The organism is Micromonospora sp. NBC_01699 (genome assembly GCF_036250065.1).
GTDB lineage: Bacteria > Actinomycetota > Actinomycetes > Mycobacteriales > Micromonosporaceae > Micromonospora_G.
In genome coordinates this window covers 644,651-666,479 of record NZ_CP109199.1, presented here as the reverse complement: position 1 = coordinate 666,479, position 21,829 = coordinate 644,651, and the positions used below count along the sequence as shown (strand labels likewise).

The window sequence follows — 21,829 nt, the reverse complement described above, 5'->3', positions numbered from 1 at the left end:
CTCCACCCCGCAAGCCTACAAACAGGCGGGCGCCCCGCGCGTCGTCAGTACGACACGCGGGGCGCCCGGACCCGTTCTGGCTTAGCGGTACGACCCGAAGTCGAAGTCGTCCAGCGGAACCGCCTGCCCGCTGGCCGGCCCGAACCCGTAGTCGGTCTCGGGGTACCCGGTCATCGAGTAGACCTTGGCCTTGGCCTCCTCGGTCGGCTCCACCCGGACGTTGCGGTACTTGCTGATGCCAGTACCCGCCGGGATGAGCTTACCGATGATGACGTTCTCCTTGAGACCGATGAGCGAGTCACTACGGGCGTTGATCGCCGCGTCGGTGAGCACCCGGGTGGTCTCCTGGAAGGACGCCGCCGACAGCCACGAGTCGGTGGCCAGCGATGCCTTGGTGATACCCATCAGCACCGGCCGACCGGCCGCGGGCTCGCCGCCCTCGGAGACGAGCCGGCGGTTCTCCGACTCGAACAACGCGCGGTCGACCAGCACACCCGGCAGGAACTCGGTCGCACCGGAGTCGATCACCGTGACCCGCTTGAGCATCTGGCGGATGATGATCTCGATGTGCTTGTCGTGGATCAGCACACCCTGCGAGCGGTAGACCTCCTGGACCTCCTGGGTCAGGTGGACCTGGACCGCACGCGGGCCGAGGATGCGCAGCAGCTCGTGCGGGTCGATGGTGCCCTCGGTGAGCTTCTGCCCGACCTCGACGTGGTCGCCGTCGTGGGCCCGGAGCTTGACCCGCTTGGAGATCTTGTCGTACACGATCTCCTCGCTGCCGTCGTCCGGCACCACGATGATCTTCCGCGAGCGCTCGCCGTCCTCGATCCGGATGCGGCCGGGGGTGTCGGCGATGGGCGCCTTACCCTTCGGCACCCGGGCCTCGAAGATCTCCTGCACACGCGGCAGACCCTGGGTGATGTCCTCACCCGCGACACCACCGGTGTGGAAGGTACGCATGGTCAGCTGCGTACCCGGCTCACCGATCGACTGGGCGGCGATGATGCCGACCGCCTCGCCGATGTCGACCGACTTGCCGGTCGGCAGCGAACGGCCGTAGCAGGCCGCGCAGACCCCGAGCTTGGACTCGCAGGTGAGCACGGAGCGCACCCGTACCGTCTCGACACCGGCCTCGACGATCTTGTCCACCAGGATGGAGTTGAGGTCCACCCCACGCTCGGCGACCACGTTGCCGTCGGTGCCCTTGATGTCGTCGGCCAGCGTACGGGCGTGCACCCCGGTCTCGGCGTGCGTGTGCACCACCAGCTTGCCGCCGAGGAACTCGCCGACCTGCATCGGGATGGCGCGGTCCGTACCGCAGTCCTCCTCGCGGATGATCACGTCCTGCGACACGTCCACCAGACGACGGGTCAGGTAACCCGAGTCGGCGGTACGCAGCGCGGTGTCGGCCAGACCCTTACGGGCGCCGTGGGTGGAGATGAAGTACTCCAGTACGGACAGACCCTCCCGGTAGCTGGCCTTGATCGGCCGCGGGATGATCTCACCCTTGGGGTTGGCCACCAGGCCACGGATCGCGGCGATCTGGCGGAGCTGGAGCAGGTTACCGCGGGCACCCGAGTTGATCATGACCCAGAGCGGGTTCTCCTGCGGTAGCGCGGTCTCCATCTCCTTGGCGACCTCGTTGGTCGCCTTGGTCCAGATCTCGATGAGCTCGCCGCGACGTTCCTCGGCGGTCATCAGACCCCGCTGGTACTGCTTGTCGATCCGGTCGGCTTCCTTCTCGTACCGCTCCAGGATCTCCGGCTTGCGCGGGGGCGCGATGACGTCCTGCATACCGATCGTCACGCCGGACCAGGTGGCCCAGTGGAAACCGGCCTCCTTGAGCCCGTCGAGGGTCGCGGCCAGCGCCACCTTCGGGAACCGCTCGGCGAGATCGTTGACGATCGCGGAGAGCTGACCCTTGCGGATCTCGTAGTTCACGAAGCGGTAGCCCTGCGGCAGGGTCTCGTTGAACAGCACCCGACCCAGCGTGGTCACCACGGTGAGCGCCTCGCCCTGGACCCAGCCCTCGGGCTCGGTCCACTTCTCCGCGCCGGCCCCGTTGTCGACACCGATCACGCCGTGCAGGCGGATCTTGATCGGGGTCTGGAGGTGCAGCTCACCATTGTCGAAGGCCATCCGAGCCTCGGCGTCCGAGCTGAACGCCCGACCCTCGCCGACCTCACCGGGGGTGAGGTGGGTCAGGTAGTACAGCCCGATCACCATGTCCTGGGTGGGCATGGTCACCGGCTTGCCGTCGGCCGGCTTGAGGATGTTGTTCGACGACAGCATCAGGATCCGTGCCTCGGCCTGCGCCTCGGCGGACAGCGGCACGTGCACCGCCATCTGGTCACCGTCGAAGTCCGCGTTGAACGCGGTGCAGACGAGCGGGTGGATCTGGATCGCCTTGCCCTCGACCAGCTGCGGCTCGAATGCCTGGATGCCCAGACGGTGCAGGGTCGGCGCCCGGTTGAGCAGTACGGGGTGCTCGCCGATGACCTCTTCCAGCACATCCCAGACGACCGGCCGCTGCCGCTCGACCATCCGCTTCGCGGACTTGATGTTCTGCGCGTGGTTGAGGTCGACCAGCCGCTTCATCACGAACGGCTTGAACAGCTCCAGCGCCATCTGCTTGGGCAGACCGCACTGGTGCAGCTTGAGCTGCGGGCCGACCACGATGACCGAACGGCCGGAGTAGTCGACGCGCTTGCCGAGCAGGTTCTGACGGAACCGGCCCTGCTTGCCCTTGAGCATGTCGGAGAGCGACTTCAGCGGACGGTTACCCGGACCGGTGACCGGCCGGCCGCGGCGGCCGTTGTCGAACAGCGCGTCGACGGCCTCCTGAAGCATCCGCTTCTCGTTGTTCACGATGATCTCCGGCGCGCCCAGGTCGATCAGACGCTTGAGCCGGTTGTTGCGGTTGATCACCCGGCGGTAGAGATCGTTGAGGTCCGAGGTCGCGAACCGGCCACCGTCGAGCTGCACCATCGGGCGCAGGTCCGGCGGGATGACCGGGACGCAGTCGAGCACCATGCCGAGCGGCGAGTTGCGGGTGTTCAGGAACGCCGCGACCACCTTCAGCCGCTTGAGCGCCCGGATCTTCCGCTGGCCCTTGCCGGACCGGATGATCTCGCGGAGGTTCTCCGCCTCGGCGTCGAGGTCCATGTTCTGGACCAGCGCCTTGATCGCCTCGGCACCCATGCCGCCGGTGAAGTACTCACCGAACCGGTCCCGCAGCTCCCGGTAGAGCAGCTCGTCCGTGACCAACTGCTTCGCGTCCAGCTTGCGGAAGGTGTCGAGCACCTCGTCCAGCCGGTCGATCTCGCGCTGCGCCCGGTCGCGGATCTGGCGCATCTCGCGCTCGCCGCCCTCTTTGACCTTGCGGCGCACGTCGGCCTTGGCACCCTCGGCCTCAAGGTCGGCCAGATCGGCCTCCAGCTTGGCGGCCCGCTTCTCGATCTCCGAGTCGCGACTGTTCTCCGACTGACGCTTCTCGGCCAGGATCTCGTTCTCGACCGTGGACAGGTCGCGGTGACGCGCCTCGGTGTCAACGCTCGTGATCACGTACGATGCGAAGTAAATGATCTTCTCAAGGTCCTTGGGAGCCAGGTCGAGCAGGTAGCCCAGCCGGCTCGGGACGCCCTTGAAGTACCAGATGTGGGTGACGGAGGCAGCCAGTTCGATGTGGCCCATCCGCTCACGACGCACCTTGGAGCGAGTCACCTCGACGCCGCAGCGCTCACAGATGATGCCCTTGAACCGGACCCGCTTGTACTTACCGCAGTAGCACTCCCAGTCCCGCTGCGGACCGAAGATCTTCTCGCAGAAGAGCCCGTCCTTTTCCGGCTTCAGGGTGCGGTAGTTGATCGTCTCGGGCTTCTTAACCTCGCCGTGCGACCACTGGCGGATGTCGTCCGCGGTAGCCAGGCCAATGCGCAACTCGTCGAAGAAGTTGACGTCGAGCACGTTATGTATCCCTCGTGTCGTGTCGTACTTACTGCTTGGCTTCCGTTGGGGCGGAGGGCCGGTCGAGCCGGCCCCCCGCCCTCAACCTCAAACTTCCTCGACCGAGCTCGGCTCGCGCCGGGACAGGTCGATGCCAAGTTCCTCCGCCGCACGGAAGACCTCGTCGTCGGTCTCGCGCATTTCCAGGGCCACGCCGTCGCTGGAGAGCACCTCAACATTCAGGCACAGCGACTGCAGCTCCTTGAGCAGCACCTTGAACGACTCCGGGATGCCCGGCTCGGGGATGTTCTCGCCCTTGACGATCGCCTCGTAGACCTTGACCCGGCCCAGGACGTCGTCGGACTTGATCGTCAGCAACTCCTGCAGGGCGTAGGCAGCGCCGTACGCCTGCATCGCCCAGCACTCCATCTCGCCGAACCGCTGGCCACCGAACTGCGCCTTACCACCCAGCGGCTGCTGCGTGATCATCGAGTACGGGCCGGTCGACCGAGCGTGGATCTTGTCGTCGACCAGGTGGTTCAGCTTCAGGATGTAGATGTAGCCGACCGCGATCGGGCTCGGCAACGGCTCGCCGGAGCGGCCGTCGAACAGCTGAGCCTTACCGCTCGCCCCGATCAGCTGCTTGCCGTCCCGGTTGGGCAGGGTCGACGAGAGCAGACCGGCGATCTCCTCCTCGCGGGCACCGTCGAAGACCGGCGTCGCGACGTTGGTGTCCGGCACCGAGGTGTCGGCGTCGATGGCGCGCAGGTTCCGCTTCCACTCGGCGTCGTCACCCTCGACCTGCCACCCGGTCTTGGCCACCCAGCCAAGGTGGGTCTCCAGCACCTGACCGATGTTCATCCGGCTCGGCACACCGAGCGGGTTGAGCACGATGTCGACCGGCGTGCCGTCCTCCAGGAACGGCATGTCCTCGACCGGCAGGATCTTGGAGATGACACCCTTGTTGCCGTGCCGGCCGGCGAGCTTGTCGCCGTCCTGGATCTTCCGCTTCTGGGCCACGTACACGCGGACCAGCTCGTTGACCCCCGGCGGCAGCTCGTCGCCGTCCTCGCGGGAGAAGGTACGCACACCGATGACCGTGCCGGTCTCGCCGTGCGGCACCTTCAGCGAGGTGTCCCGGACCTCACGCGCCTTCTCACCGAAGATCGCGCGGAGCAGACGCTCCTCCGGGGTCAGCTCGGTCTCGCCCTTCGGCGTGACCTTGCCGACCAGGATGTCGCCGGGTACGACCTCCGCGCCGATCCGGATGATGCCGCGCTCGTCGAGGTCGGCGAGCATTTCCTCGCTGACGTTCGGGATGTCGCGGGTGATCTCCTCCGGGCCCAGCTTGGTGTCGCGGGCGTCGACCTCGTGCTCCTCGATGTGGATCGAGGTGAGGGCGTCCTGCTGCACGAGGCGCTGCGACAGGATGATCGCGTCCTCGTAGTTGTGACCCTCCCAGGGCATGAACGCCACGAGCAGGTTGCGCCCGAGTGCCATCTCGCCCTCGTCGGTGCACGGACCGTCGGCGATGACCTGACCGGCCTCGATGCGGTCGCCCTCGAAGACGACCGGCTTCTGGTTGACGCAGGAGCCGGCGTTGGAGCGGCGGAACTTGTGCAGCAGGTAGGTACGACGGTGGCCGTCGTCCTGGTGCACCGTCACGTAGTCGGCGCACAGGTCCTCGACCACGCCGCCGACCTCGGCGACGACCACGTCACCGGCGTCGACCGCGGCACGGTACTCCATGCCGGTTCCGACGAGCGGCGCCTCGGCCTTGACCAGCGGCACCGCCTGGCGCTGCATGTTCGCGCCCATCAGTGCCCGGTTGGCGTCGTCGTGCTCAAGGAACGGGATCATGGCGGTCGCGACCGACGTCATCTGGCGCGGCGACACGTCCATGTAGTCGACCGCGGTGGGGGCGACGTAGTCGACCTCACCGCCCTTCCGACGGACCAGGACCCGGTCCTCGGCGAAGTGGCCGTCGGCCCGCAACGGGGCGTTGGCCTGCGCCTTGACGAACCGGTCTTCCTCGTCCGCGGTCAGGTAGTCGATCTGGTCGGTGACCTGACCCTCGACCACCTTGCGGTACGGCGTCTCGATGAACCCGAAGGGGTTGACCCGCCCGAAGGTGGACAACGCGCCGATCAGGCCGATGTTCGGGCCTTCCGGCGTCTCGATCGGGCACATCCGGCCGTAGTGCGACGGGTGCACGTCCCGGACCTCGAAGCCGGCCCGCTCACGGGACAGACCACCCGGGCCGAGCGCGCTCAGCCGGCGCCGGTGGGTCAGACCCGCCAGCGGGTTGGTCTGGTCCATGAACTGGGACAGCTGCGACGTACCGAAGAACTCCTTGATCGCAGCCACCACCGGGCGGATGTTGATCAGGGTCTGCGGCGTGATCGCCTCGACATCCTGGGTGGTCATCCGCTCGCGGACAACCCGCTCCATCCGGGAGAGGCCGACCCGAACCTGGTTCTGGATCAGCTCACCCACGGTACGCAGCCGCCGGTTGCCGAAGTGGTCGATGTCGTCGGCCTCGTAGCCGTCCTCACCGGCGTGCAGCCGGCAGAGGTATTCCACGGTGGCGACGACGTCGTCCTCGGTCAGCGTGCCGGTGGTGATCGGCACCTGGAGTTCGAGCTTCTTGTTGAACTTGTACCGGCCGACCTTGGCTACGTCATACCGCTTCGGGTTGAAGAAGAGGTTGTCGAGCAGGGTCTGGGCGTTCTCGCGCGTCGGCGGCTCACCCGGCCGCAGCTTGCGGTAGATGTCGAGCAGCGCCTCGTCCACCCCGGCGATGTGGTCCTTCTCCAGGGTGGTCATCATCAGCTCGGACCAGCCGAACCGCTCGCGGATCTGCTCGCCGGTCCAACCGATCGCCTTGAGCAGGACGGTGACGGCCTGCCGGCGCTTACGGTCGATGCGGACACCGACCGTATCTCTCTTGTCGATGTCGAACTCCAGCCAGGCACCCCGGCTCGGGATGACCTTGACGCTGGAGAGGTCGCGGTCGGAGGTCTTGTCCGGCTGCTTGTCGAAGTAGACGCCCGGAGACCGGACGAGCTGACTGACCACGACGCGCTCGGTGCCGTTGATGATGAAGGTGCCCTTCGGCGTCATCATCGGGAAGTCACCCATGAACACCGTCTGGCTCTTGATCTCGCCGGTGGTGTTGTTGGTGAACTCCGCGGTCACGAAGAGCGGAGCGCAGTAGGTCAGGTCCTTCTCCTTGCACTCCTCGATCGAGGCCTTGACCTCGTCGAAGCGCGGAGCGGAGAAGGACAGGGACATAGTGCCGGAGAAGTCCTCAATCGGGCTGATCTCGTCGAGGATCTCCGCGAGACCCGAGCGTGCGTGCGGGTCGTCGGCCGACCGGCCCTGCCAAGCCTCGTTGCCGACCAGCCAGTCAAAAGACTCGTTCTGGATGGCGAGGAGGTTGGGGACCTCGAGGTGTTCGGTGATCCTGCCGAATGAGATTCGGCGGGGCGCGAATGCGCTCGACGTACGACTGGTCTTCGCAGGGCGGGAAGCTGCCAAGATGCGTCCTTCCGAGGACCGGTGCTGCAGAACGGCTGTTTCGCGTGCACTCCAATGACCCCACTAGAAACATCCATAATCGGACATTCCGAGCAGGGGTCAAGTCGGAAGGCAGCGCAAACTAGCAGTGTAGCCGAGCGGCTAACCGCTGTCCAGCCCGGCACGGCAGGGCGTTGCGAAACGTGCCGAGGCCCGAGGCCACCACGCGTTCAGATACGCGCTCGCACGTCTTTCGCACGCTCCCCGCAGGGCCACCAGGAGCGCCGGCAGCGGGTGCCGCCGACACGACCCAGGTGATGGCCGTAGCAAGCGCGGAAGGTCTTGCTTGTGTCAGCGTGCCTGCCGGTGCCCTGCCCCGTCAAGGGCTGGAACCCCGGTCAAGCAACGTCTTTCCCCCGACAGTGCCGGTCCGTACCCCGTCCGGTGGCCGGGTCGGTGCGCCAAATCCCTGATCACCTGCTGTCAGCAGACAGCAGCGGGCGGCGATCCGATCTCGGACCGCCGCCCACGGCGACGCAATGTGCGTCAGCTCACGTGTACGGGTGGCACTGGCGCCAGCGCCACCCGTGATCGTGTGCCGGGTCGAACTACTTCAGGGTGACCTTCGCGCCCTCGGCCTCAAGCTTGGCCTTGGCCTTGTCCGCGGTCTCCTTGTTGACCTTCTCGACGACAGCCTTGGGGGCGGCCTCGACGAGGTCCTTGGCCTCCTTCAGGCCCAGGCCGGTCAGCTCACGCACGACCTTGATGACCTGGATCTTCTTGCCGCCGTCAGCCTCCAGGATGACGTCGAACTCGTCCTGCTCCGGCTCCGCCTCGGCGGCCGGGCCGGCCGGGCCGGCAACGCCGATGGCGACCGGAGCGGCGGCGGTGACCTCGAAGGTGGTCTCGAACTGCTTCACGAACTCCGACAGCTCGATCAGCGTCATTTCCTTGAACGCGTCGAGCAGCTCGTCGGTGCTGAGCTTCGCCATGGCTGGCGTCCTTTCCTCGTACTTTCGAAAGTTGATCGGGTGCGCTCGAACCGGCCGTCAGGCCGCCTCGGCGCCCTCCTTCTCGCGCTTGTCCTGCAACGCCGCAGCCAGGCGGGCGGTCTTGGACAGCGGCGCCTGGAACAGCGCCGCGGCCTTGCTCAGGTTGCCCTTCATCGCACCGGCCAGCTTGGCCAGCAGCACCTCACGGGACTCAAGGTCAGCGAGCTTGTTGACCTCGTCCGCGGTGATGGCCCGACCCTCGAAGACGCCACCCTTGATGACGAGCTTCGGGTTGGCCTTCGCGAAGTCCCGGAGGCCCTTCGCCGCCTCGACGACGTCGCCGCCGACGAAGGTCAACGCGGTAGGACCGGTGAACAGCTCATCGAGACCCTGGATACCAGCGTCCGTCGCAGCGCGCTTGGCCAGCGTGTTCTTGGTGATCGAGTAGGTCGTTTCCCGACCCAGCGAGCGCCGCAGCTGGGTCAGCTGGGCGACCGTCAGGCCGCGGTACTCGGTCAGCACGGTGGCACCCGAGCTACGGAAGCTCTCGGTGAGTTCGGCGACGGCCGTGGCCTTGTCGGCCCGAACCGGCTTGTCCGCCATGTCCCTCCTCTCTCATTGCTAAAGGCTGGTTACCTTCGTGAAAGGTAGGAAGGAACCGCCGCAACGAGAAACGCCCCGGCGCGAGGCGCACGGGGCGACAGGGTCACATGATCATGACCGGCACGCTACCGTTTCCGCCTGCGCGGGCCGCCCGTCGAACGGGACCTTCAACCGTGCCTCAGCACGGTGGCCAGCGGTCTTTGGTGGTCACGATTGCCCGAGCCGAAACCCAGGCAACTTGTCAAGCGTACGGGACGGGTCGGCTGACACCAAATCAGTAGCCGACCGGGCAACACCGGGTGACCCGGGTCACGCCCGGCGTCGGCGCAGCCAGGCGTACAGGGCCAGCGCGACGGCGCTCCAGAGCAGGGCATGCCCGGTCAGCGCCAGCACCCTGATCCCGCTCGGCCCGGCCGTGGTCGCCCGGGCGGTGGCCATCAGCGGCGGGGCCACCCACGGCAGCATCGAGTCCCGCAGCCCGAACACGATCGCGCCGACCGCGCCACCGACCAGGACCAGCACCCCGTACCGGGGGCTGTCGGTCGCGGCCCGGCTGGCCAGCGCGCCGAGCGCCACCGCCGCCGGCAGGACCAGCAGGTGCGCCCAGACACCGAGGGTGATGCCCTGGGTCAGCGGCAGGTGCTCCGGCTTCTCCGGACCGGTGACCCCACCGACGAGCCAGGGCAGCACCAGCGCGATCAGGACGGTGCAGAACCCGGCCAGCGCGGCGGCGACCAGGCCGGCGGTGAGTTCCCGGCGCCGGCTGCCGAGGGCGACCAGGGCCAGCCGGCGGGCCACGTCCGGCTCCACGTCGAGCAACAGCTTGGTCTGCCAGGCCAGGACGGGGAAGAGGACCACCGCGGAGACGCCATACGCCTCCCCCGCCTGGGCCCGCCCCCCGCCGTAGAGCACGGAGAGCACAACCAGGCCGGCGATCAGGGGCGCGATCGCCCGACCGGTCCGGACGAACCCGGCCAGCCGCATCCGGACCAGCGGAATCATGGCGTCAGCTCGCTCTCGGTCAACCCGCCCCGGCCCGACACATCACCGCTCGACGGGGCACCGGTCGACTGGCTCGGCGGCGAGGCCGACCGTACCCGGATCACCCGGTGGCCGGCGGCGCGCAGGGCCGCGACGGTCCCCGCCGCGTCGGCGGCCGGGATCTCGATCTCCACCACCGCGGTGCCGCCGGCCGGGTCCGGCCCGCCGACGGTGACCGTGCCGTCGGCGACCGTCCAGCGCGCCGCCCGGGGCAGCCGCACCGTCTCGCCCCGGTGGTCGCTGACCAGCACCGACCCGCCCGCAGCGAGCACCTCCGCGAGCAGCTCCGGCACCAGCTCGCGGGAGGCGGCGTCGAGCCCCTCCCAGGGCTCGTCGAGGATCAGCAGATCCGGCGGTACGAGCAGCGCCTGGGCGAGGCCGACCTTCTGTGCGGTGCCCTTCGACAGTTCCGGCAGCCGGACGTCGCGGTACCGGGCCACGCCGAGCCGTTCGGTCCACGCCGCCACCGCTCGCCCCGCCTCGACCGCGGACAGGCCACGCACCCGCGCCATGGCGGTCAGGTAGCCGTCGATCGTGAACGGCTGGTCGGCCGGAAAGCGCTCGGGCACCCAACCGACCACCCGGGGCCGGTCGCGTACGACTCCCCGGGTCGGCCGCAGCACCCCGGCGGTCAACTGGAGCAGGGTGGACTTGCCCGCCCCGTTGCGCCCCAGCACCACCGCCACCTCGCCCGGCGCCAGGTCGAGTTCGACCGACCGCAGCACCCAGGGCGTACGCCGCCGGTAGCGCAGCCAGACCTCTAGGAGACGCATGGCGCCGAGCTTGCCAGATCCGGGTACGGATCGGGGCCCCACCCGTTGCGGGTGGGGCCCCGACGCAGTCCGTACGCGATCATCGGGCCGGCAGGCCCGAAGGGTGGCTCAGGCCTCGGCCGAGTCGCCCCGCAGGTTCTTCACCACGTTCGGGTCGACCGGCACGCCGGGGCCCATCGTGGTGGCGACGGTGACCTTCTTCAGGTACTTGCCCTTGGCCGCCGACGGCTTGGCCCGCAGCACCTCGTCGAGGACCGCGGCGTAGTTGTCGATCAGCTGGGTCTCGGTGAAGGAGGCCTTGCCGATGATCAGGTGCAGGTTCGAGTGCTTGTCCACCCGGAAGGTGATCTTTCCACCCTTGATGTCCGAGACGGCCTTGGTGACGTCCATGGTCACGGTGCCGGTCTTCGGGTTCGGCATGAGGCCGCGCGGGCCCAGGATCCGCGCGATCCGGCCGATCTTGGCCATCTGGTCCGGGGTGGCGATCGCCGCGTCGAAGTCGAGCCAGCCCTCCTGAATCCGGGCAACCAGCTCGTCGGTGCCGACCTCGTCCGCACCGGCGGCAACGGCCTCTTCGGCCTTCGCGCCAGCGGCGAACACGATCACGCGGGCGGTCTTACCGGTGCCGTGCGGCAGGTTGACCACCCCGCGGACCATCTGGTCGGCCTTACGCGGGTCGACGCCGAGGCGCATCGCGACCTCGACCGTGGCGTCGAACTTCACCTTGCTGGTGTCCTTGGCGAGCTTGACCGCCTCGGCCGGGGTGTAGAGCTTGTCCCGGTCGATGACCTCGGAGGCCTTGCGGTAGTTCTTGCTGTGCTGCATCTCTGATTACTCCTGTGGTGTCTGGCGGGTCGCGCCGTCGGCGCGCCCTCCCACGAATTCCGAACCCGCCACCGTGAGGTGGAGAGTTTTCACTTGATCGTGATGCCCATCGAGCGGGCGGTACCGGCGATGATCTTCGCGGCCTGCTCCACGTCGTTCGCGTTGAGGTCGACCATCTTCTTCTCGGCGATCTCGCGGAGCTGCGCCTGGGTGATCGAGCCGACCTTCTCGCTCTGCGGCACCCCGGAGCCCTTGGCCACACCGGCGGCCTTGATCAGCAGCCGCGCGGCCGGCGGGGTCTTCAGCACGAAGCTGAAGCTCCGGTCCTCGAAGACGCTGATCTCGGCGGGGACGATGTCACCACGCTGCGACTCGGTCTGCGAGTTGTACTGCTTGCAGAACTCCATGATGTTGACGCCGTGCTGACCCAGCGCCGGGCCGACCGGCGGAGCCGGAGTGGCCTGGCCCGCCGGCAGCTGAAGCGTGAACGTCTTGACGAGCTTCTTCTTCGGAGGCATGTCTCTTCCTGGGGCTTGATATCTGGTGAATGTGCACCGGACGTTGCCGTCACGGGGCGCGCACGGTCAGCGCGACCAACGGGGCGACGTTCTAGGATAGCGCAGGCCGCAGCCGGGCGATCCGCCCAGGTCGCCGTCGAGGCCGACGAGACGACGATGGGCGCCGGGTCCGAGCGGACCCGACGCCCATTCACGTACGTCAGATCTTGGTGACCTGGTTGAAGTTGAGCTCCACCGGGGTCTCCCGACCGAAGATCGACACCAGCACCTTGAGCTTCTGCTGGTCCGGGTTGATCTCGCTGATCGTGGCCGGCAGCGAGGCGAAGGCGCCGTCGGTCACGGTCACCGAGTCACCCACCTCGAAGTCGAGCACCCGCACCTCGGGCTTTGCCTTACCGCCCTTGGCCTCGGCCTCGACCGCCGGGGCGAGCCACTTGAGCACCTCGTCCAGCGAGAGCGGCGCCGGCCGGTCGACCCGGTCGGTCGCGCCGACGAAACCGGTCACGCCCGGGGTGTTCCGCACGCAGGAGTAGGACTCCGCGGTCAGCTCCATCCGGACCAGGATGTAACCGGGGAAGACCTTCGCCTGGATCTGGGACCGCTTGCCGTTCTTGACCTCGACCTCTTCGCGGGTCGGCACCTCAACCTGGAAGATGAACTCCTCCATGTCGAGGCTGGTGATCCGGGTCTCCAGGTTGGTCTTGACCTTGTTCTCGTATCCGGCGTAGGAGTGCACGACGTACCAGTCACCCGGCGCGTAGCGCAGCTTCTGCCGCAGTTCGGCGACGGGGTCGTAGTCCTCGTCCGGCTCCGACTCGGTGATCTCATCGAAATCCGGCTCGCTGGCGGCCTCGACCGACTCGTCACCGGCCGCCGTCGCCACCGCGGACTGCTCGTCCACGGGTCCGGCGGTCTCGTCGTACTCAGGCACGCTTGCTCACTTCCGTCACTATCAGCTGCGGCAGCTGGTCAGCTGGGGTTACCGAAGACCCACAACACGCCCTTGGCGAACCCGTAGTCCAGCCCGGCCACGACCGTCAACATCACAGTGACGAAGACGACCACGACGGCGGTGTAGGTCAGCAGTTCCTTCCGCGTTGGCCAGATGACCTTACGCAGTTCGGCTACGACCTCGCGGAAGAACCGGGCGATCCGGCCGAAAAATCCCACCCGCTGGGTTTCCGACTTGGCCTTCGGTCGGCTGTCCGCCGACTCCGCCTTGGTCCGGGAACGGGTGGCGGTGCCACCACGCGAGACCGGCTCCTCGCCCTCGTCGGCGTCATCGTCGACAGCGTCGTCGATCGTCTCGTCGTCAAGACGGTCGTCGTCCGCGGCGTCCTCGCCGCGCCGGTTGCTCTCGGCCACTTCGCCCTCCGTCGGGGGGTGCTGGGTTCGTACGTCGGGTGGACGCACGACACGCTGGTCACGCCGACCGAGTACGAGCTAACGCGCTCGGCCGAAACCCGAACCCTACCGTCCCCCGGGACGGGCCGCGGCCGGCGGAGCCGACGAAAGCTGCCTTCGGCGGGGCGACCCGCTCCAGAACAGCCCCGCCGATGCCACCACCACGGGACGATTGTCGCTCGTCGGCGACTCCGACCCCCGGGAACGGTCAGGCCTAAGGCGCAGGGGTGACAGGACTTGAACCTGCAGCCTGCGGTTTTGGAGACCGCTGCTCTGCCAATTGAGCTACACCCCTGTGCGGGAAAGCCGTCCCCACTCGGGCGCGCACGCCTGAGTAGGGCCTACTTGCCCCACGGCGGACCAGTGTACGGGTAGACGACCGACTTTCCCAACCGGCCACCACCGCGTGCCGGACGCCCCGTCGGGGCCCCGCCCGGAGCAGCCGAAACCCGGCGCACGGCGCCCCACCGGGGCCGACCGGGCGCCCCCCGGGAATCGACCGTCAGGCCCCGGGGATCGGGCCGCGGATGGTCGCCCGCGCCTGCGCGAGCACCTTCTCGCCCAGACAGGTCGCGGTCAGGTCGAGCCTGGTCAGGCCCGGCTCGGCCCCCTCGCGGACCACCGCGCGCACCTCGATCTCGGTGCCCTCTTCGTCGTCCGGCACCACCACCGGCCGAGTGAACCGGACGCCGTACTCGACCACCGCGTCGGCGGCGCCGGCCCACTCGGTGACCGCTCGACCGACCAGCGCCATGGTGAACATGCCGTGCGCGATCACGCCGGGCAGGCCCACCTTGGTCGCGACCCGGTCGCTCCAGTGGATCGCGTTGAAGTCACCCGAGGCGCCCGCGTAACGGACCAGGTCCGCCCGGGTGACCCGGAAGGTCTTGACCGGCAGCTCCACGTCAGCCCTCTCCACGTACGACAAGCTTGGACCAGACCGTGACCACCGGCTCGCCGGCGGCCGTCGAGACGTCGGTCCGGGTGGTCAGGAAATCGTGACCACCGCGAGACGTGATGTTTTCGACGGTGTTGACGCACACCAGTTCGTCGCCGGCGACCACCGGGCGGGCGTAGGCGAACCGTTGGTCGCCGTGGACCACCCGGCTGTAGTCGATGCCGAGTGCCGGGTCGTCGATGAGCTGCTGGCTCGCCGCCATCGTGATGAGCACCGGGAAGGTCGGCGGGGCGACCACGTCGCCGTGTCCGAGCGCACGCGCGGCCTCCGGATCGTGGTACGCCGGATCGGTCGCGCCGATCGCGGTCGCGAACTCACGGATCTTTTCCCGTCCCACCCGATAGGGGATGGTCGGCGGATAGCTGCGGCCTACAAAAGACGGGTCCAACGACATGCCGCGAACCTACACTCCCGGATCCTCGATCACCGGCTGGCGAAATGCGGGCCGGACAAACACGATCGCCGCACCGAAGGCGAAAACGCCCGATCGGTACGGCGATGTGGAAGACAGCGCGGCCGGCGAAAATCCGGCCGGCGGTGTTAGCGGGTCTCGCGGTGAACGGTGTGCTTGCCGTCCCGGGGGCAGAACTTCTTCAGCTCGATACGGTCCGGGTCGTTACGACGGTTCTTACGCGTGATGTAGTTGCGCTCCTTGCACTCCACACACGCCAAAGTGATCTTCGGACGGACATCGGTCGCCTTCGCCACGGCGGAGTGCCTTCCTCGCTTAAGGATCAACTACGACGTAGCAGCCTACCTGCCTGCTACGCGGACATGCAAAGTGGGCGCCCTTGGCGCCCTTCACTCCGGTTTCCGGACCTGGCCCGGGCGCCGAGAGTAGCGGTGGCCGGACTTGAACCGGCGACACAGCGATTATGAGCCGCTTGCTCTACCATCTGAGCTACACCGCCGCAGACGGGTCCAGCTGAACCCTCTGAGCCCCCTTACGGAATCGAACCGTAGACCTTCTCCTTACCATGGAGACGCTCTGCCGACTGAGCTAAGGGGGCGACGCGATCTTGCTTTCGGCGCGCAGGGGTAAGAGTACACGGCGACGCAGCAGTGGGGAAATCGGATCCCGGGGCGTTGTGTCGCACCTGCCCAGCGGCCATCCGACCGGCTTCACGGCACCGCGCGCAGCCGGCGTACGTCGGTCGCTGCGGCGGCTTCCGGCTCCGCCTGGGCACCAAACCAGGCCTCCAGCCGCTCGTACGGCAGCGGCCGGCTGAACAGGAATCCCTGGCCGATCTGGCAGCCGATGTCCTGTAGCAGTTCCAGGGTCAGCTCGCTCTCCACGCCCTCGGCGACCACCGACAGGCCGAACTGCTGGGAGAGCGTCACCACCGCGTTCACGATGGCCAGGTCGACCGGATCGGTCGCCATCCCCTGCACGAACGAGCGGTCGACCTTCACCTCGTCCACCGGCAGCCGCCGCAGGTAGGACAGGGACGAGTAACCGGTGCCGAAGTCGTCCACCGAGAGGCGTACGCCGACCTCGCGCAACCGCCGCAGGGTCGGCATCGGACGGTTGGTCCCGTCCAGCACCCCGGCTTCCTTGATCTCGAACGTCAGCAGTTCCGGCGCCACGCCGTACTCGGTGAGCAGGTCCTGGACCCGGTCCGGGAAGTGCTGGTCGATCAGCGTACGGGCGGAGAGGTTGACCGACACCGCGAGCGGCTCGCCACCGGCGGTCCAGTCCCGGCTGCGCCGCAGCCCCTCCCGCAGCACCGCCTCGGTCAGTCGCTCCAGCTGGCCGGTGTGCTCCGCGACCGCCACGAAGTCCTCCGGCGAGACCGGACCGTGCGCCGGGTGCTCCCAGCGGGCCAGGCACTCCACCCCGACCAGCCGCCGGTCGCCCAGGGTCACCTTCGGCTGGAAGTAGACCTCCAGCTCGTCGTTGTCCAGCGCCCGACGCAGATCGCCGGCGAGGCCGAGACGGTGCATCGACCGGGACTCCAACGCCGGGTTGAACAGCTGGATGCTGCCCGGAGTGGACTTCGCCGCGGTGGCCGCCAGGTCGACCCGGCGCAGCAGTGTCTCCGGGTCGTTGCCGTGGTCCGGGTGGATCGCCACCCCGACCGCGGTGTCCACGTCGAGCACGAGCGTGCCGAAGACCATCTGGTCCTGGATCTGCTCGCGCAACTCGGCGGCGAGTTGGGTGGCCGCCTCGGCATTCTCCGCCCGCAACGTGACCAGGAACTCGTCCCCACCGACCCGACCGACCAGCGCGGCCGCCGGCGCGCAGGACCGCAGGCGCGAGGCGACCTCGGTCAACACCTCGTCGCCGGCCGCGTGCCCGAGCGACTCGTTGACCTGGCGCAGCCCGTCGACGTCGAAGAGGAGTACGGCGACCACCTCACCGGGGGCCCGGACCCGTACCGCCTCTTCGAGGGCCTCGGTCATCCGGCGCCGGTTCGGCAGGTTCACCAACCCGTCGTGGTACGCGTCGTGGCGCAGCCGGTCGACCAGCCGGGAGTTCTCCAGCGCCACCGCCACATGGGCCGCGATCGTCTCGAAGATGGGTATGTCACCGGGCAGGAAGTGGGTGCTGTCGCTGAGCCGGTTGACCAGTTCGAGGGTTCCGATCACCGCCTCGCCGGAACGGAGCGGGGCGACGATGACGTCCTTGGCACCCCCGGCGCGCAACGCCGCCCGTACCTCTTCGTCACCGTCCAGCCGCCCGCCGACGGCAATGGTCTGTTTCTCCTGGTACGCGCGCTGTCGAGCGATCAACGGCGTACGCCCGAAGTCGAGCAGACCGGGGTCGTCGACCCTGGCCGTGAGCAGCACCTCGGGATGTCGGCCCTGGGCGGGCAGCCAGAGGGTGGCGTACTCGGCCTGCATCAGTGCCCGGACCCGGCCGAGCATGACGTCCGCCAGGGTGCCGTCCTGACCGCTGCGGGTCATCGCCCGGGTGAGGTCGTACATGTCGGCGAGGGTGCGGTGCTGACGGAAGAACTGGGCGTAGGAGCGGCCGACCAGGGCCAGCCCACCGGCGAGCACGGCCAGCAGCACCACCGACCACCAGGTGGTGGCGAGCGCGATCAGCACGATCAGGCCGACCGACATGTTCGCCGCGGCGACGATCAGGTTGGGCGCGGCCGTCCGGGTCACCTCCCAGCCCGCCTGGGTGCCCTGCACGAGCGTGATCACGCCGATCACGGCGGCGAAGGTGACCAGGGTGATGGTGCTGACTCCGACGAAGATGACACCCCAGGTGGCCGGCCCGACGCCGGCCATCGGCGGCAGGGCGTGCAGGACCAGGCCGGCCAGCGAGGTCGCGGCGGCCGTCTTGGCGACGTTGAACGCGAACTTCGCCGACCGGACCTTGCGCCGGATCTGGGTGATCAGGGCCGCCAGGGTGAAGATGAACACCACCGTCAGCGGCGGCAGGAAATACAGCGCGAGGACCAGCGGAATCTCGGTGACCGTCGCGATGACCGCCTGCCGCCGGATGACGACGTGCAGGGTCGAGCCCTCGGTCAGCACCATCACGACCAGCAGGAAGGCCGCGATCAACCAGCCGCGGATCGGGTCGTCGGCGCTGAGCCTGGCGGCGGAGTCCTCCGACAGCCGAGGCGCCAGGATGCCGAGCGCCGTCGACCAGATCACCGCCAGAATCGCCAGTGGACCGGTGATGAACCAGGCATGCTCAGCGGAACGTCGTGGCGATGACTGCCGCCCGGCCATGCCGCTCCCTAGGGGTCGCGATTCCTAGCGGCTCCGATGAGGCGGCCGCGAGGTCGTTCTACACTCCGCTCCCGCTCACGTGCCAGACAGCGGTGCCCACACTCAGACCCCAGTCGAAGGTCATCTGAGTGAAGGCGACGGGCTCGTCGGCAACGAAGATGGCGCCGAAGAGCGCGGCGAGCGCAAGGGCCGGACCAAGCAGCCGACCCAGCCGTCGTGCAGACATCGTTGGCTCCTGTCGAGAGAATGACGGAGAGGAGGTGGAGGTTCCATGATGGTGCCACAGCTACCGGAGGCAGCAAAGCGGTACGGGCCTGCCGCGCCGCCGATCCCGCAAATTCCAACCGAACGGTAGGGACAACTCCCCCGGCTGGATGCAACCCCATGTGCCACAGATCCCCGACTTGGTGCGCGCACCGCACGAAGTGAACTTTTCCTCGAATCAGATAACCCGGACTAAATCGCGCTGCACCTCATAATCGACCTAACGAACTTATGCCTTCAACACTCCCCATATCGGACGGTCCCGCCCCGGGCTGGCCGACCCCAGCAGAGCCCGACCGGGTACGCCAACCAGCAGCCCGGCACGTCAACGCAGCGCTCACGGGACAACACAATGCGTGGCAGTACGGGGCCTCGGACCGAGCCCATCCGGACCCGACCCATCGGTGGACGGCTCGATTCACGGCAGCCGAATGCCGATGCGAGACCCGACCGGCGGACCCGACAAACAGTCGATACGGGTTTCACCACACCAATCACCGTAGGTATTCGTGCCCATTGAGACTGGTGATTGACTCAGCCGGCGCGAGAGTAGACACCCGCTCGATAAGCGCACCGCCGGCTGTCGAGACATCACGATGAGTGTTTGAAATCGACACGATCGTTAGCGCGACGTCCTTCGTCCGATCACCGCACCGATCTCTGCTTGTTTCCCGGCGCACTCGCGCGACGGTCAGACGGGATCTTCCGGGTACGGCCTTGACATCGAACGGGGTCGACCGACCCCATCGACAACAGCGCCGGCATCGGGTGACGTAAGTCACGTGGCAGGGGTGGTGATCAACCCTCGAATCGCCCGCCGTCCGAGCACGGTGATCTCTTCCCCGCCACCCTGGGACGAAGCGGCGGGCTGGCAGTCCGACTCGCGTGGGTCAGGCGCCGACGTACGCCGCGAGGTGTTCGCCGGTGAGGGTGGAGCGGGCGGCGACGAGGTCGGCGGGGGTGCCCTCGAAGACGATCCGACCGCCGTCGTGACCGGCGCCGGGGCCGAGGTCGACAATCCAGTCGGCGTGCGCCATGACCGCCTGATGGTGCTCGATGACGATGACCGACTTGCCGGAGTCGACCAGCCGGTCGAGCAGACCGAGCAACTGCTCGACGTCGGCGAGGTGCAGGCCGGTGGTCGGCTCGTCGAGGACGTAGGTGCCGCCCTTCTCGGCCATGTGGGTGGCCAGCTTGAGCCGCTGCCGCTCGCCGCCGGACAAGGTAGGGAGCGGCTGGCCGAGGCTGAGGTAGCCGAGCCCGACGTCGGCGAGCCGGTCGAGGATGGCCTGCGCGGCTGGCGTACGCGCCTCGCCGGTGCCGAAGAACTCCGCTGCCTCGGTCACCGACATCGCGAGCACCTCGCTGATGTCACGGCCGCCGAGGTGGTAGTCCAGCACCGACGCCTGGAACCGCTTCCCCTCGCACTCCTCGCAGATGGTGGAGACGCCGGCCATCATTGCCAGGTCGGTGTAGATGACACCGGCACCGTTGCAGTTCGGGCAGGCACCCTCGGAGTTCGCGCTGAACAGCGCCGGCTTCACGCCGTTGACCTTCGCGAACGCCTTGCGGATCGGGTCGAGCAGCCCGGTGTACGTCGCCGGGTTACTCCGTCGCGAGCCGCGGATCGCGCCCTGGTCGATCGAGACCACACCGGCGCCGGTGGGAATCGAGCCGTACACGAGTGAGCTCTTGCCGGAGCCGGCGACGCCGGTGACGACGACAAGCACCCCGAGCGGGATGTCGACGTCGACGTCGCGCAGGTTGTGCGCCGTCGCGCCGCGAATCTCCAGCGTGCCCGTCGGCTTGCGCACCGTCTCCTTGAGGGTGGCCCGATCGTCGAGATGGCGGCCGGTGAGGGTGTCGCTGGCCCGCAGCCCCTCGACGGTGCCCTCGAAGCAGACGGTGCCGCCCGCCGTACCGGCGCCCGGGCCGAGGTCGACAACATGGTCGGCGATCGCGATCGTCTCCGGCTTGTGCTCCACGACGAGCACCGTGTTTCCCTTGTCCCGCAGACGCAGCAGCAGACTGTTCATCCGCTGGATGTCGTGCGGGTGCAGACCGACCGTGGGCTCGTCGAAGACGTAGGTGGTGTCGGTGAGCGAGGAGCCGAGGTGGCGGATCATCTTGACCCGCTGCGCCTCGCCGCCCGACAACGTGCCCGACTGCCGGTCGAGCGAGAGGTAGCCCAGCCCGATCTCCACGAACGAGTCGAGGGTCCGCCCCAGCGTGACCAGCAGCGGTGCCACCGACGGCTCTTCGAGGCCGCGTACCCAGACGGCGAGGTCGCTGATCTGCATCGCGCAGGCCTCGGCGATGTTGATCCCCTTGATCTTCGAGGATCGGGCCGCCTCGCTGAGCCTGGTGCCGCCGCACTCCGGACAGACGGCGAAGGTCACCGCCCGGTCCACGAACGCCCTGATGTGCGGCTGCATCGCCTCCCGCTCCTTGGCCAGGAAAGACTTCTGGACCCTCGGGATCAGCCCCTCGTAGGTGAGGTTCACGCCCTCGACCTTCACCTTGGTCGGCTCCCGGTAGAGGAAGTCGTGCAGCTCCTTCTTGGTGAACTGGCGGATTGGCTTGTTCGGATCGAGGAAGCCGGACTCGGCGTAGGTCCGTACGGTCCACCAGCTGTCCGATTTCCAACCGGGGATGGTGAACGCGCCCTCGGCGATCGACTTGGAGTCGTCGTAGAGCTGACTGAGGTCGATGTCGGAGACGGCACCCCGGCCCTCGCAGCGCGGACACATGCCGCCCGTACGGTTGAAGGTCTGTTTCACGGTCTTGCCGCCACCGCGCTCGACCGTGATCGCGCCGCTCGCCCGCACCGAGGGGACGTTGAAGGCGAACGCGTTCGGCGACCCGATGTGCGGCTGTCCGAGTCGGCTGAAGACGATGCGCAGCATCGCGTTGGCGTCGGTCGCGGTCCCGACGGTGGAGCGGGCGTCGGCACCCATCCGCTCCTGGTCCACGATGATCGCGGTGGTCAGCCCCTCCAGCACGTCGACCTCGGGCCGGGCCAGCGTCGGCATGAAACCCTGCACGAAGGCGCTGTAGGTCTCGTTGATCAGCCGCTGCGAGTCCGCGGCGATCGTGCCGAACACCAGGGAGCTCTTGCCCGAGCCGGAGACGCCGGTGAAGACCGTCAGCCGGCGCTTCGGGATCTCGATGCTGACATCCCTGAGGTTGTTCACGCGTGCCCCCTGCACGCGGATCAGGTCGTGGCTGTCGGCAACGTGCGACGCGGGCGACAACGGCTCCGTCCTGCTGGCCTTGCTCATCGTGTCTCCATCT

The 21,829-nt window shown here is 68.0% G+C and carries 16 protein-coding genes and 3 tRNA genes; all 19 read right to left on the bottom strand.

Translation table 11 applies throughout. The annotated features are described in order from the left end of the window. Window positions 1-81 precede the first annotated feature (81 nt). The 19 genes from OG792_RS03000 to OG792_RS02910 all read right to left on the bottom strand — a co-directional run bounded on the left by OG792_RS03000 (window position 82) and on the right by OG792_RS02910 (window position 21,816). Entirely contained in the window at window positions 82-3,969 is a 3,888-nt protein-coding gene (locus OG792_RS03000; protein WP_329107122.1) for a DNA-directed RNA polymerase subunit beta', read from the bottom strand. An 87-nt stretch (window positions 3,970-4,056) separates the two neighbouring features. Continuing rightward, window positions 4,057-7,488, bottom strand: coding sequence for a DNA-directed RNA polymerase subunit beta (gene rpoB / locus OG792_RS02995; protein WP_329107120.1), 3,432 nt, complete (start codon window positions 7,486-7,488; stop codon window positions 4,057-4,059). 587 nt (window positions 7,489-8,075) lie between these two features. Continuing rightward, window positions 8,076-8,459 (bottom strand): 50S ribosomal protein L7/L12, encoded by a 384-nt coding sequence (gene rplL / locus OG792_RS02990; RefSeq protein ID WP_329107118.1) that lies wholly within the window; start codon window positions 8,457-8,459, stop codon window positions 8,076-8,078. A 57-nt stretch (window positions 8,460-8,516) separates the two neighbouring features. Further along, window positions 8,517-9,062: a 50S ribosomal protein L10 gene (gene rplJ, locus OG792_RS02985; RefSeq protein WP_329107116.1), complete on the bottom strand. Its 546-nt coding sequence runs from the start codon at window positions 9,060-9,062 to the stop codon at window positions 8,517-8,519. Window positions 9,063-9,371: 309 nt separating this feature from the next. Next, window positions 9,372-10,064 (bottom strand): hypothetical protein, encoded by a 693-nt coding sequence (locus OG792_RS02980; protein ID WP_329107114.1) that lies wholly within the window; start codon window positions 10,062-10,064, stop codon window positions 9,372-9,374. Beyond that, window positions 10,061-10,876, bottom strand: coding sequence for an ABC transporter ATP-binding protein (locus OG792_RS02975; protein WP_329107113.1), 816 nt, complete (start codon window positions 10,874-10,876; stop codon window positions 10,061-10,063). Before OG792_RS02975 ends, OG792_RS02980 begins: the two co-directional genes overlap by 4 nt. A 108-nt stretch (window positions 10,877-10,984) precedes the next feature. Further along, on the bottom strand, window positions 10,985-11,701 hold the full coding sequence (gene rplA / locus OG792_RS02970; protein ID WP_329107111.1) for a 50S ribosomal protein L1: 717 nt from the start codon (window positions 11,699-11,701) through the stop codon (window positions 10,985-10,987). Window positions 11,702-11,790: 89 nt separating this feature from the next. Further along, window positions 11,791-12,219: a 50S ribosomal protein L11 gene (rplK, locus tag OG792_RS02965; protein ID WP_329107110.1), complete on the bottom strand. Its 429-nt coding sequence runs from the start codon at window positions 12,217-12,219 to the stop codon at window positions 11,791-11,793. A gap of 199 nt (window positions 12,220-12,418) precedes the next feature. Then, window positions 12,419-13,150, bottom strand: a complete 732-nt coding sequence (gene nusG / locus OG792_RS02960; RefSeq protein ID WP_329107108.1) for a transcription termination/antitermination protein NusG — start codon at window positions 13,148-13,150, stop codon at window positions 12,419-12,421. Between the two features lie 38 nt (window positions 13,151-13,188). Continuing rightward, entirely contained in the window at window positions 13,189-13,584 is a 396-nt protein-coding gene (gene secE, locus OG792_RS02955; RefSeq protein ID WP_329107106.1) for a preprotein translocase subunit SecE, read from the bottom strand. A gap of 261 nt (window positions 13,585-13,845) precedes the next feature. Further along, window positions 13,846-13,918: transfer RNA gene (locus OG792_RS02950), tRNA-Trp, on the bottom strand. A 207-nt stretch (window positions 13,919-14,125) separates the two neighbouring features. Continuing rightward, a complete protein-coding gene (locus tag OG792_RS02945) occupies window positions 14,126-14,527 on the bottom strand; it encodes a MaoC family dehydratase (protein ID WP_329111075.1) in 402 nt (133 codons plus the stop codon). A gap of 1 nt (window position 14,528) precedes the next feature. Beyond that, the gene (locus OG792_RS02940; RefSeq protein ID WP_329107105.1) at window positions 14,529-14,975 is read right to left on the bottom strand and encodes a MaoC family dehydratase N-terminal domain-containing protein; all 447 of its coding nucleotides are present in this window, start codon (window positions 14,973-14,975) and stop codon (window positions 14,529-14,531) included. Window positions 14,976-15,121: 146 nt separating this feature from the next. Beyond that, the gene (rpmG, locus tag OG792_RS02935; RefSeq protein WP_013288652.1) at window positions 15,122-15,289 is read right to left on the bottom strand and encodes a 50S ribosomal protein L33; all 168 of its coding nucleotides are present in this window, start codon (window positions 15,287-15,289) and stop codon (window positions 15,122-15,124) included. Between the two features lie 130 nt (window positions 15,290-15,419). Then, window positions 15,420-15,492, bottom strand: a tRNA-Met gene (locus OG792_RS02930). 26 nt (window positions 15,493-15,518) lie between these two features. Beyond that, window positions 15,519-15,591, bottom strand: a tRNA-Thr gene (locus tag OG792_RS02925). A 112-nt stretch (window positions 15,592-15,703) separates the two neighbouring features. After that, entirely contained in the window at window positions 15,704-18,271 is a 2,568-nt protein-coding gene (locus OG792_RS02920) for a bifunctional diguanylate cyclase/phosphodiesterase (RefSeq protein WP_329107101.1), read from the bottom strand. A gap of 58 nt (window positions 18,272-18,329) precedes the next feature. Further along, a complete protein-coding gene (locus OG792_RS02915) occupies window positions 18,330-18,497 on the bottom strand; it encodes a hypothetical protein (protein WP_329107099.1) in 168 nt (55 codons plus the stop codon). A 928-nt stretch (window positions 18,498-19,425) separates the two neighbouring features. Beyond that, on the bottom strand, window positions 19,426-21,816 hold the full coding sequence (locus OG792_RS02910) for an excinuclease ABC subunit UvrA (RefSeq protein WP_329107097.1): 2,391 nt from the start codon (window positions 21,814-21,816) through the stop codon (window positions 19,426-19,428). Window positions 21,817-21,829 lie beyond the last annotated feature (13 nt).

Bases quoted from the DNA above. Each gene is read 5' to 3' on its own strand.
- rplL (WP_329107118.1), bottom strand. From the start codon at position 8,459: ATGGCGAAGCTCAGCACCGACGAGCTGCTCGACGCGTTCAAGGAAATG.
- rplJ (WP_329107116.1), bottom strand. From the start codon at position 9,062: ATGGCGGACAAGCCGGTTCGGGCCGACAAGGCCACGGCCGTCGCCGAA.
- OG792_RS02980 (WP_329107114.1), bottom strand. From the start codon at position 10,064: ATGATTCCGCTGGTCCGGATGCGGCTGGCCGGGTTCGTCCGGACCGGT.
- OG792_RS02975 (WP_329107113.1), bottom strand. From the start codon at position 10,876: ATGCGTCTCCTAGAGGTCTGGCTGCGCTACCGGCGGCGTACGCCCTGG.
- rplA (WP_329107111.1), bottom strand. From the start codon at position 11,701: ATGCAGCACAGCAAGAACTACCGCAAGGCCTCCGAGGTCATCGACCGG.
- rplK (WP_329107110.1), bottom strand. From the start codon at position 12,219: ATGCCTCCGAAGAAGAAGCTCGTCAAGACGTTCACGCTTCAGCTGCCG.
- OG792_RS02940 (WP_329107105.1), bottom strand. From the start codon at position 14,975: ATGTCGTTGGACCCGTCTTTTGTAGGCCGCAGCTATCCGCCGACCATC.
- OG792_RS02920 (WP_329107101.1), bottom strand. From the start codon at position 18,271: ATGGCCGGGCGGCAGTCATCGCCACGACGTTCCGCTGAGCATGCCTGG.
- OG792_RS02915 (WP_329107099.1), bottom strand. From the start codon at position 18,497: ATGTCTGCACGACGGCTGGGTCGGCTGCTTGGTCCGGCCCTTGCGCTC.
- OG792_RS02910 (WP_329107097.1), bottom strand. From the start codon at position 21,816: ATGAGCAAGGCCAGCAGGACGGAGCCGTTGTCGCCCGCGTCGCACGTT.